The 10,332-nt window shown below is 73.6% G+C and carries 10 protein-coding genes; 7 read left to right on the plus strand and 3 right to left on the minus strand.

The features are described from left to right. Nucleotides 1-46: 46 nt before the first annotated feature. Complete coding sequence (locus ASD33_RS33585; protein WP_056569620.1) at nt 47-2,236, minus strand: PQQ-binding-like beta-propeller repeat protein; 2,190 nt, start codon at nt 2,234-2,236, stop codon at nt 47-49. 158 nt (nt 2,237-2,394) lie between these two features. On the opposite strand from ASD33_RS33585, the gene ASD33_RS33590 reads away from it, so the two are divergent. The 6 genes from ASD33_RS33590 to proC all read left to right on the plus strand — a co-directional run bounded on the left by ASD33_RS33590 (nt 2,395) and on the right by proC (nt 7,112). Next, nucleotides 2,395-2,757, plus strand: coding sequence for an SH3 domain-containing protein (locus tag ASD33_RS33590; protein WP_056569622.1), 363 nt, complete (start codon nt 2,395-2,397; stop codon nt 2,755-2,757). Between the two features lie 134 nt (nt 2,758-2,891). After that, on the plus strand, nt 2,892-3,341 hold the full coding sequence (locus tag ASD33_RS33595; RefSeq protein ID WP_242427282.1) for a hypothetical protein: 450 nt from the start codon (nt 2,892-2,894) through the stop codon (nt 3,339-3,341). Nucleotides 3,342-3,473: 132 nt separating this feature from the next. Next, complete coding sequence (locus ASD33_RS33600) at nt 3,474-4,565, plus strand: FAD-dependent oxidoreductase (protein WP_056569626.1); 1,092 nt, start codon at nt 3,474-3,476, stop codon at nt 4,563-4,565. A 57-nt stretch (nt 4,566-4,622) separates the two neighbouring features. After that, nucleotides 4,623-5,483 (plus strand): ABC transporter ATP-binding protein, encoded by an 861-nt coding sequence (locus ASD33_RS33605; RefSeq protein ID WP_079045154.1) that lies wholly within the window; start codon nt 4,623-4,625, stop codon nt 5,481-5,483. Continuing rightward, on the plus strand, nt 5,480-6,217 hold the full coding sequence (locus ASD33_RS33610) for an ABC transporter permease (protein ID WP_056569629.1): 738 nt from the start codon (nt 5,480-5,482) through the stop codon (nt 6,215-6,217). The genes ASD33_RS33605 and ASD33_RS33610 overlap by 4 nt, the downstream gene beginning before the upstream one ends. A gap of 85 nt (nt 6,218-6,302) precedes the next feature. After that, nucleotides 6,303-7,112 carry a pyrroline-5-carboxylate reductase gene (gene proC / locus ASD33_RS33615; RefSeq protein WP_056569632.1) on the plus strand — a complete coding sequence of 270 codons (810 nt, stop codon included), beginning with the start codon at nt 6,303-6,305 and terminating at the stop codon, nt 7,110-7,112. A 4-nt stretch (nt 7,113-7,116) separates the two neighbouring features. On the opposite strand, the gene ASD33_RS33620 is transcribed toward proC, so the two are convergent. Then, the gene (locus ASD33_RS33620; protein ID WP_056569634.1) at nt 7,117-7,704 is read right to left on the minus strand and encodes a cysteine hydrolase family protein; all 588 of its coding nucleotides are present in this window, start codon (nt 7,702-7,704) and stop codon (nt 7,117-7,119) included. A gap of 45 nt (nt 7,705-7,749) precedes the next feature. Between ASD33_RS33620 and ASD33_RS33625 the strand changes: the two genes are divergently transcribed. Then, a complete protein-coding gene (locus ASD33_RS33625; protein WP_056569637.1) occupies nt 7,750-8,793 on the plus strand; it encodes a helix-turn-helix domain-containing protein in 1,044 nt (347 codons plus the stop codon). Here the strand turns inward: ASD33_RS33625 and trpS are convergent. Then, a complete protein-coding gene (trpS, locus tag ASD33_RS33630) occupies nt 8,760-9,758 on the minus strand; it encodes a tryptophan--tRNA ligase (protein ID WP_056569640.1) in 999 nt (332 codons plus the stop codon). The genes ASD33_RS33625 and trpS overlap by 34 nt on opposite strands. Nucleotides 9,759-10,332 lie beyond the last annotated feature (574 nt).

Here is a 10,332-nt window from a genome sequence, read left to right on the forward strand (position 1 = left end):
CCCGCCGCCGTCGTCTCTCCGCCGCCCGGTGACACCGGGACGGGTGTCACCAGGACGCGGGGTCGCGCGCGTCGACCGCGAAGACCGAGCCGTCCGGGGCCGTGCCGAACACCCGGTCCCCGACGACCAGCGGCGCGGGCACCAGCGGCGCGTACTCCATCCGGCCGTTCGTGAGCCGGGGCCTGGTCTGGCCGATCAGCGCCCCGCGCGCGGTGTCCACGGCGAGCACCCGCCCGTCCTGGGCGGCGAAGTACAGCCGGTCGCCGGGGCCGAGCACCGGCTCGGACACGTTCCCGGCACCGGTCTCCAGCTCCCAGAGGACCCGGCCCTTGGGCGCCGCCGTGTCGAAGGCGACGAGGTGTCCGTCCGCGTCGAGGACGTGGACGACGGCGCCGCGCACGGCGATGCCCCGGATGTCGATCCGGTAGGGCAGCGCGAGCCGCCGCACGGAACCGCTCTCCGGGTCCAGCAGGACGAGGGTGTCGGACAGCGAGGCCTGGTAGCGGGAGGTGAGGAGCACGGCGCCGTCCCCGGTGAGGCCCAGAGGGTCGAGGTCGCCCTCCAGGCTCCGCTGCCGGAGCACCTCGCCGGTCCTCGGGCTGAGCGCGCCCACGCGCGTGCGCGTGCCGTCGGCCGAGGTCTCGGACACGGTCGTCAGCCCGGCCACGGCGTCGTACGGGCCCAGCCGCGGGGTGTCGAAGCCGGCCAGGCCGTGCCGCCAGAGCTCCTTCCCGGTCCGGCTGTCGACGGCCCGCGTCCCGCCCCGCCCGTCGGAGAGCACGACGGCGGAGCCGGCCGGCCGGTACAGCTCGGGGAGGTCCGCGTCCGCGCTCCAGCCGGGCACGCCGCCCTCGGTCGCGTACGCCCGCAGGGGGCCGGTCGGCGTGGCCGCGCCGACCAGGCCGTCGGCGAGGAGGAGGGGCGGCTTGGGGGAGTCCGACTCGACGGGTGTGGTCCGCGACCAGAGGACGCGCCCGGTGACGGGGTCGAGCCGGGCGAGGCCGATGCCCCGGGCCGCGCAGTACAGCGCGCCGCCGCCGTACGAGCAGGCGGGAGCGGCGGTGGGGCCGTGCTTCTGGAGCCCGGTGTGCCAGCCCGCGAACGCGGTGGCGACCTCTTCCGGACGCGCGGGCGGCTCGGGCGTGCCGCCCGCCGGCGGGGTCAGGGCCGCGTAGAGCCCGGCACCGGCCAGCGCGAGCGCGGCGAGGACGGCGAGCGTCGGCCGGGGGCGCAGCCGCACCCGGCCGAGGCCCGTCCGGCCGGGGCGCGGACGCCGTCGGGGCGGGACCGGCGCGGTGGCCCGGACCGGTGTGTCCGCGTCCCACGCGGGCGTGGGGCCGGACGCCTCGTCCCGGCCGTCCGGCAGGGCGGGCCGCCGCCGCTGTGCCGGTATGAAGGCCTCCGCCGCGTACGAGGGCGGCAGCAGGGCCGACATGATCTGCGCGGGCGTCGGCCGCTCGGCGGGGTCCTTGGCGAGGCAGCGCGCGACGAGCGGCGCGAGGTCCGCGGGGACGCCCGTCAGGTCCGGCTCGTCGTGGACCACCTGGTAGGCCACGATGTACGGGCTGTCGGAGTCGAAGGGGCCGTGCCCGGTCGACGCGTGCACGAGCACGGAGCCCAGCGCGAACACGTCCGCCGCGGGACCGACCTCCCTCGGCCGCTGGAACTGCTCGGGCGCCATGAACGGCGGCGAGCCGATGAGCTTGCCCGTCTCGGTGTGCAGATCGCTGTCGACGGGCCGCGAGATGCCGAAGTCGATGACCTTGGGGCCGGTGTCGGTGAGCAGGACGTTGCTGGGCTTGAGGTCGCGGTGGACCACCCCGGCGCGATGGATGTCGCGGAGCGCCTCCGCGAGCCCCGCGGTGAGCCGGCGCAGTTCGGCGGGGGCCAGCGGACCGTTCCGTTTGACCTGGTCGGAGAGGGTGGGCCCGGGGACGTAGAGGGTGGCCATCCAGGGGCGTACGGCATCGGGGTCGGCGTCGACGACCGGCGCGGTGAAGGCCCCGCTGACCCGGCGTGCGGCCGCGACCTCCTGGCGGAAACGCGCCCTGAACTCGGGGTCCTCCGCATACCGTGCGTGTACGACCTTGACCGCGAGCCGCAGCCCCGAGGCCGAGGCGGCGAGGTGTACGACCCCCATGCCGCCGGCGCCCAGGCATGCCTGAAGGCGGTAGTCGCCCGCGTACTCGGGCCCCTCCGCTTCCCGGTCGGCACCGGTGTTTCGCAGCGGCGGCATCGCCCACCCCCGTGTGGTTGCCCGTCACCTCGCGCGCACGTGCGCGACCCGACGGAGCCTAGACCATGACCCCCGGGATGTCGGTGCGGCTTGCTAGCCTGCGCGTCGCGGAGAGTGAAACTCAGCGGAGCGCTTTTGCGCCAACGGGGGAGGACCTGATGGACAGGGACACGGACAGGACGAAGACCACGCCGGGAGCGGCCGACACGGCCGCACCGGAGGCGGTGACCACGGAGACCGCCGCGACGGCGGGCGCCGTGACGACGATGGCCGTCTCGCGCTACTCGGTCGCCGCGGGCTACCGGGTCAACGTGCGCTCCGGCCCGAGCACCCAGTACCCGATCGTGCGCGTGCTGCCCCTGGGCGCCACGGTGGCGATCATCTGCCAGAAGTACGGCGAGTGGATCAGCGGCCCGTACGGCACCACGCGGATCTGGGACAGCATCGCGCCCGGCGAGTACGTCTCCGACGCCTACGTGCACACGGGCAGCGACGACTTCGTCGCACCGCGCTGCGCCTGAGGCCCACCGCCGCCGGCCCGGGGATAATCGACCTCGTGAGCGACCAGAGCGACGACGAGCAGACCCCCCGTACGGCCGGCGGCACGGGCGGCGGTGCGCCCGGCGGCACCCCCGCCGGGCCCCAGCCCGAGGAGATCCGTTTCTTCGGCACGACCTGGGTCGACCACGACGGCAGCTACACGGCCCGCCGCGTCGGCATGGCCGCCGGCTCGCTCGCCGCCGCCGTCGCGGCCTGCTTCGTGCTGCGCTTCGCGTACGAGGGCCTGGAGATCGCGGACGTCGGCGGCATCGTCAACGTGCTGGTCGTCCTCATGTTCGCGGTGTGCAGCGCCATCGCCTTCCGCAAGACCTGGGAGGGCTTCCTCCGCCGGCCCGCCGACCCGGCCCGCGAGGAGTCCCTGCGCAGCCTCAAGGCGATCGGCTTCATCGGCTCGCTCCTCGCGTACTGCGCCCGCTGCTTCGTCGAGGCACCCGGCGAGAAGCTCCGCCGCGCCGAGTACGAGACGGCCCGCGCCCGGTTCGAGAAGCGGCGCGGAACCCGTACGGGCAACCCGGCCGCCCGCAAGAAGCCCAAGCGCACGTAACCCCCCGCGCGAGCCCGCGCACCCCGGCGCACGGCTGCTGGTCCACAGCTGGGCCACAGCCGGATCGCCGCCCCCGAGAACTCTCTCCCGCGCCGATGTCACACTTCGCGGGTCCCGCGCCGTCCCCTTGGCATGCAGACGACACAGCACCGCCCCGGCCACCGCGTTCTCGTCCTCGGCGCCGGATACGCGGGCCTCATGACCGCCCTCCGGCTCGGCCGGCACGCCCAGGTGACCCTGGTCGACCCCGCCGACCACTTCACCGAGCGGGTACGCCTCCACGAGCGGGCGGCCGGCCGCCCCGACGTCACCCACCCGCTGGCCGGCCTCCTCCACCGCACCGGCATCGAGCACGTCCCGGCCCGCGCCACCGCCATCGACACGGCGGCCCGCCTGGTGACCACCGACGACGGCCGCCGCCTCCCGTACGACCGGCTGGTCTACGCCCTCGGCAGCCGCACCCACGTGCCCGCCACGGCCGGGGACTCCCGCGCCTACACGGCGGAGTCCGCCGAAGCGCTGCACAAGCACCTGCGGGACCGGCCCGGCTCGGTCACCGTCGTCGGCGGCGGACTCACCGGCATCGAGATGGCCACCGAGCTGGCGGAGACGTACACCCCGCAGGGCACCGAGGTGCGCCTCCTCACCGGCGGCCGGGTCGGCCCCGGGCTCTCCCCGCGCGGCGCCGCGCATGTGCACCGGGTCCTCCAGGCACGAGGGGTCCGCGTCGAGGAGGGCCGCAGGGTCGCCACCGCGGACGAGGTCGACGCGGACGTGGTCGTCTGGGCCGCCTCCCTCGTCCCGAACGCCGAGATCGCCGCCACCGCCGGCCTCGCCCTCGCCCCCTCGGGCCGGATCGCCGTCGACTCCTCGCTCCGCTCGCTCTCCCACCCCGAGATCTACGCCCCCGGCGACGCGGGCGCCGCCCCGCACGCGGCCACCGGCGGCGAACTGCGGATGGCCTGCGCCACCGCGCTGCCCACCGGCATCCACACGGCCCGGTCGATCGAGCGGGAGCTGCGCGGCGAGGAGCCGGAGCCGCTCGACTTCGGGTTCCACTTCCAGTGCGTCAGCCTCGGCCGCCGGGACGGGCTCATCCAGTTCGTCCACGCGGACGACTCGCCCCGCGACCGCATCCTCACGGGCCGCCCGGCGGCCGCGTTCAAGGAGCTGGTGGTACGCGGCGCGACCTGGTTCATCCGCCGCTCGGCCCACCGCCACTGACCGCCGGGGCCCACCGGGTGCTTGACGACGGGTACCCCCGGGAGCAGTATTCATCACATGATGAATTACTCGGCGGGGGACCCCGCCGACCGCACCGGGCCGGCCGAGGCCGAGCCCGACGGAGCCACCACACCCCAAGAAGCCACCACACCCCGAGAAGCCGCCATCGCCGCGCACGGCCTCACCGTCGTACGCGGCGACCGCACCGTCCTGCGCGACCTCGACTTCACCGTCCCCACCGGCCGCATCACCGGCCTCCTCGGCCCCTCCGGCTGCGGCAAATCCACCCTCATGCGCGCCATCGTCGGCACCCAGGCCAAGGTCGACGGCACCCTCCGCATCCTCGGCCGCCCCGCCGGCGACGCCGCCCTCCGCTCCCGGATCGGCTACGTCACCCAGGCCCCCTCCGTCTACGACGACCTCACCGTCCGACAGAACCTCGACTACTTCGCCGCCGTCCTGCTCCCCGGCCGCGCCCGCCGCCACGAACGCCGCGCCGCCGTCGACCGGGCCGTCGACGAGGTCGACCTCGCCTCACACGCCGACTCCCTCGCCGGCCGGCTCTCCGGCGGCCAGCGCAGCCGCGTCTCCCTCGCCGTCGCCCTCCTCGGCACCCCCGAGCTCCTCGTCCTCGACGAACCCACCGTCGGCCTCGACCCCGTCCTCCGCCGCGACCTCTGGAACCTCTTCCACCGGATCGCCGCCGAGCGCGGCACCACCCTCCTGGTCTCCTCGCACGTCATGGACGAGGCCGAACGCTGCCACCGCCTCCTCCTCATGCGCGAGGGCGAACTCCTCGCCGACGACACCCCCGAGAACCTCCGCCGACGCAACGACACCGCCACCGTCGAGGAGGCCTTCCTCCACCTGGTCGACGCCGCCGCGGCCCGAGCCGCAAACGAGGAGCCCCGGACATGAACACCGCACGCACCCTCGCCACCGCCGCCCGCGTCCTGCGTCAGCTGCGCCACGACCCCCGCTCGATCGCCCTGATGCTCCTCGTGCCCTGCGTGATGCTCTTCCTGCTCCGGTACGTCTTCGACGGGAGCCCGGGCACCTTCGACAACATCGGCGCCTCCCTGCTCGGGATCTTCCCGCTGATCACCATGTTCCTGGTGACCTCCATCGCGACCCTCCGCGAACGCACCTCCGGCACCCTCGAACGCCTCCTCGCCATGCCCCTCGGCAAGGCCGACCTCATCGCCGGCTACGCCCTCGCCTTCGGCCTCGTCGCCGTCCTCCAGTCCGTCCTGGCCACCGGCCTCGCCGTCTGGTTCCTCGGCCTCGACGTCATCGGCTCCCCCTGGCTGCTCCTCCTGGTGGCGCTCCTCGACGCCCTCCTCGGCACCGCCCTCGGCCTCTTCGTCTCGGCCTTCGCCGCCTCCGAGTTCCAGGCCGTCCAGTTCATGCCGGCCGTGATCTTCCCCCAGCTGCTCCTCTGCGGCCTCTTCACCCCGCGCGACCGCATGGCCCCCGCCCTCGAAGCACTCTCGGACGTCCTGCCCATGTCGTACGCCGTCGACGGGATGAACCAGGTCCTCCACCACCCCGACATCACCGGCGACTTCGTCCGCGACGCCCTCGTCGTCGCGGGCTGCGCGGTCCTCGTCCTGGGCCTCGGCGCGGCCACCCTCCGCCGCCGCACCGCGTGACCGCCCCTCGGACACCCCGCACACCACCCGGCCCACCGGTGCGAGGATGACGACACGTACCCCCTCCGGCGAGGTGAACAGAGCCATGACACAGACCGTCGCAGTCCTCGGCACCGGCAAGATCGGTGAAGCGCTCCTCAGCGGCATGATCCGCGCCGGCTGGCGCCCCGCGAACCTCCTGGTCACCACCCGCCGCGCCGAACGCGCCGAGGAACTCCGCGCCCGCTACGGCGTCGAGACCGTCACCAACGCCGAGGCCGCCAAGCGCGCCGACACCCTCATCCTGGCCGTGAAGCCCCAGGACATGGGCCGGCTCCTCGACGAGCTCGCCCCGCACGTCGCCGCCGACCGCCTGGTCATCAGCGCCGCCGCCGGCATCCCCACCTCGTTCATCGAGGACCGCCTCACCGCCGGCACCCCCGTCGTCCGCGTCATGCCGAACACCCCCGTCCTGGTGGACGAGGGCATGTCCGTCATCTCGGCCGGCAGCCACGCCACCCCCGCGCACCTCGCCCACACCGAGGAGATCTTCGGCGGCGTCGGCAAGACCCTCCGCGTCCCCGAGTCCCAGCAGGACGCGGCCACCGCCCTGTCCGGCTCCGGCCCCGCGTACTTCTACTTCCTCGTCGAGGCCATGACCGACGCCGGCATCCTCCTCGGCCTGCCCCGCGCCCAGGCCCACGACCTCATCGTCCAGGCCGCCATCGGCGCCGCCGTGATGCTCCGCGACAGCGGCGAGCACCCGGTCAAGCTCCGCGAGGCCGTCACCTCCCCGGCCGGCACCACCATCAGCGCCATCCGTGAACTGGAGAACCACGGCGTCCGCGCCGCCCTCATCGCCGCCCTGGAAGCGGCCCGCGACCGCAGCCGCGAACTCGCCTCCGGCAACAGCTGACCCGCTACTTCGAGGCCGCGCCCTTCAGCACGTCCTCCGTGGTCACGACCCGGGCGAACCGCCCACCGTGCAGCGACACCGCCGTCGCCCGGGTCAGCTCCTCCGCCGTCTGCGTCCAGTCGAACGGCCCCGCCAGGTCGAAGGTGTGCATCGCGTCCAGCGGGAACAGCACGTCGTACCCGAGGTTCCCGCCCATCCGGGCCGTCGTCTCGTTGCACATGTTCGTCTGGATCCCCACCACCACGAACTGCTCGATCCCCGCACCCTTCAGCCAGGCGTCCAGATCCGGCTCCCCGTAGAACGCCGAGTTCACGGACTTCGTGACGAACAGCTCCGGACCGGACCCCTTCCCCCGCCGCTCCTCGACGAAGTCCTTGAAGGCGTTCCCCTCGGTCCCCGGCTCCAGCGGCGAACCCGCCCGGGGCGAGTCGTGCCGTACGAAGACGACCGGCCGCCCCGTCTCCTGCCAGGCGTCGATCAGGGCAGCGATGTTCCCTTCGGCGTCCGGGTTGTCCCGCCGCCCCCAGAAGTCGAACTCGAAACCCTTCTGTACGTCGATGACCACCAGCGCCGCGTTCTCGTTGATCTCCATGCCTCCGATCCTCCCGCCACGGGGCCCGCCCTCCCAGAGGGACGAATGCCAGCGATCGATGATTTACTGCCACACGTGCCGCCGACCCCCGCGCCCCGCCCCCAGCGCATCGCGCTCCTCGCCTTCCCGGGCGTCCGCGCCTTCGACATCTCCGTCATCACCGAGGTCTGGGGCAGCGACCGCACCCTCCGCGGCGTCCCGCCCTTCGAACTCCGCAGGACGGCCACCGCCCCGGACACCCCCATCCCCCTGCGCGGCGGCCTCACCCTCACCCCCGACCGCCCGCTCGACTGGATCGACGCCCTCACCCCCACCGACCTGGTCGTCGTCCCCGGCATCGAGGACCCCGACGCCGACCTCCCGGTCCCCGTCCTCGACGCCCTCCGCCGCGCCCACGCCCGGGGCACCCCGGTCGCCTCGCTCTGCGCCGGCGCGTTCGTCCTCGCCCGTGCCGGACTCCTCGACGGCCGCCGCGCGGTCACCCACTGGCACCTCGCCGCCACCCTGGCCGCCCGCCACCCGGGGATCCAGGTCCAGGCGGACGCCCTCTTCGTCGAGGACACCGGCGTCTGGACCTCCGCGGGCACCGCCGCCGGGATCGACCTCTGCCTCCACCTCGTACGCACCGCCCACGGCGCCGAAGCGGCCGCGTCCATCGCCCGCTCGATGGTCACCGCCCCCTTCCGTACGGGCACCCAGGCCCAGTTCATCGAGCACCCCACCCCCCGCGCCGACCGGGACGCCGACGCCCTCGCCGCCGTACGCGCCCACGCCCTCGCCCACCTGGACGAGCCCCACACGGTCGCCACGCTCGCCGCCCGCGCCGGCATGTCCCCCCGCTCCTTCGCCCGCCACTTCCAGGCCACCACCGGAGCCACACCCCTGCACTGGCTCATCACCCAGCGGGTCGCCGCCGCGCAGAAGCTCCTCGAACTCACCGACCACCCCCTCCCCGAGGTGGCCCGCCGCGCGGGCTTCGGCAGCGAGGTCACGATGCGCCAGCACTTCGCCTCGCACCTCGCCACCAGCCCGCGCGACTACCGCAACGCGTTCCGTCACCCGGCGGGCAACAGCCCGATCGCCCGATAGGCCCGGTCCACCAGGGGCCGCGCCGTCCCCCGGGCCCGCTCGGCCCCGTCCCGCAGCACCCGGTCCACATGACCGGGGTCCGCCGCGAGCTCCGCATGCCGCTCCCGTACGGGCCTCAGCAGCTCGACGACCGCGTCGGCGGTGTCCTTCTTCAGCGCCCCGTACGACGCGTACTCGGCGGCGAGCACCTCGGGCTTCCCACCGGTCGAGGCGGCCAGCAGATCGAGCAGGTTCGCAACCCCCGGCCTGCCCTCCCGGTCGTACTCCACGTCCCGCCCGCTGTCGGTCACCGCGCGCATGATCTTCCGCCGCACGGTCTCCGCGTCGTCGAGCAGATAGACGATCCCGGCCGTGTCCGCGTGCGACTTCCCCATCTTGGAAAGGGGGTCCTGCAGATCCATGACCCGGGCCGCCACCTCGGGCCGCGTGGCCCGGGGCACGGTGAACGTGTGGCCGTACCGCTGGTTGAACCGCACCGCCAGGTCCCGCGTCAGCTCCACGTGCTGCGTCTGGTCCTCACCCACCGGCACCTCGTCGGCCCCGTACGCCAGGATGTCCGCCGCCATCAGCACCGGATACGTCAGCAGCGACAGCCGTACGCCCTCCCCGGCCGCCCGCGCCCGGACGCTCTTCTCCTTGTACTGGATCATCCGCCGCAGCTCACCGTCGGTGGCCGTGCACTCCAGCAGGTACGAGAGCCTCGCGTGCTCGTCGACATGGCTCTGTACGAACAGGGTGCACAGCTCCGGATCGAGCCCCGAGGCCAGCAGCAGCGTCGCCGCCTGCCTGCTGAGCCTCCGCACCCGGGCCGGATCGTGCTCGACGGTCAGGGCGTGCAGGTCCACGACGCTGAACAGCGCCTCCGCCCGGTGCTGGTCGGTCTCGACCCAGCCGCGTACGGCCCCGAGGTAGTTGCCCAGCGTCAGATGCCCGGTGGGCTTGACCCCGCTGAAGATCCTCGTCATCGCGTTCGTTCTCCCTCTTCTCCTGGGCGCCGGCCTCGTCGGCCCGGCTCCCGGAGGGGGATACGCGAACGGCCGCCGAAGCGGCGGCCGCGTGGTGCATGCGCGAGTGCGGGCCGCCGTCAGGCGGCCCACCACTGGGTGGTGTGCGCACGCGTAGTCATACGCCGAGGCTACCCCCGGGGCCCCGGGTTGACACGGGATTACCGGATCCGTAGTGTTCTCCGAGTTGTCCGACGTGAGTACCGACTCCGGTCGGCCCCGGACAGCCATTCCGCAAGATCCACAGAAGCCTTCGGCGCTTTGTCGCGCCGTTCTGCTTTCCGTGCGTTTTTGCGAAATGAGGAATCCGCGTTCGAACTTCGGACGCAGCCCCCGATTAGCGTCGGAGGCAGGGAATCCGCTAAAGTCTCACTCGTCGGAACGGCCCAACAGCCGGAAAGACAAATCCCGCTGACTGGGAATCAGACGCCGAAAGGATCTGATAGAGTCGGAAACGAAGGAAGCGCCGGAGGAAAGCCCGAGAGGGTGAGTACAAAGGAAGCGACCGTTCCTTGAGAACTCAACAGCGTGCCAA

This window comes from Streptomyces sp. Root1304 (genome assembly GCF_001426405.1).
Classification (GTDB): Bacteria; Actinomycetota; Actinomycetes; order Streptomycetales; family Streptomycetaceae; genus Streptomyces.

Coding starts and splice junctions, on each gene's coding strand:
- ASD33_RS33610 (WP_056569629.1), top strand. CDS start 5,480: ATGAACACCGCACGCACCCTCGCCACCGCCGCCCGCGTCCTGCGTCAG.
- ASD33_RS33585 (WP_056569620.1), bottom strand. CDS start 2,236: ATGCCGCCGCTGCGAAACACCGGTGCCGACCGGGAAGCGGAGGGGCCC.
- ASD33_RS33620 (WP_056569634.1), bottom strand. CDS start 7,704: ATGGAGATCAACGAGAACGCGGCGCTGGTGGTCATCGACGTACAGAAG.
- ASD33_RS33590 (WP_056569622.1), top strand. CDS start 2,395: ATGGACAGGGACACGGACAGGACGAAGACCACGCCGGGAGCGGCCGAC.
- ASD33_RS33625 (WP_056569637.1), top strand. CDS start 7,750: ATGCCAGCGATCGATGATTTACTGCCACACGTGCCGCCGACCCCCGCG.
- ASD33_RS33605 (WP_079045154.1), top strand. CDS start 4,623: ATGATGAATTACTCGGCGGGGGACCCCGCCGACCGCACCGGGCCGGCC.
- trpS (WP_056569640.1), bottom strand. CDS start 9,758: ATGACGAGGATCTTCAGCGGGGTCAAGCCCACCGGGCATCTGACGCTG.
- proC (WP_056569632.1), top strand. CDS start 6,303: ATGACACAGACCGTCGCAGTCCTCGGCACCGGCAAGATCGGTGAAGCG.
- ASD33_RS33600 (WP_056569626.1), top strand. CDS start 3,474: ATGCAGACGACACAGCACCGCCCCGGCCACCGCGTTCTCGTCCTCGGC.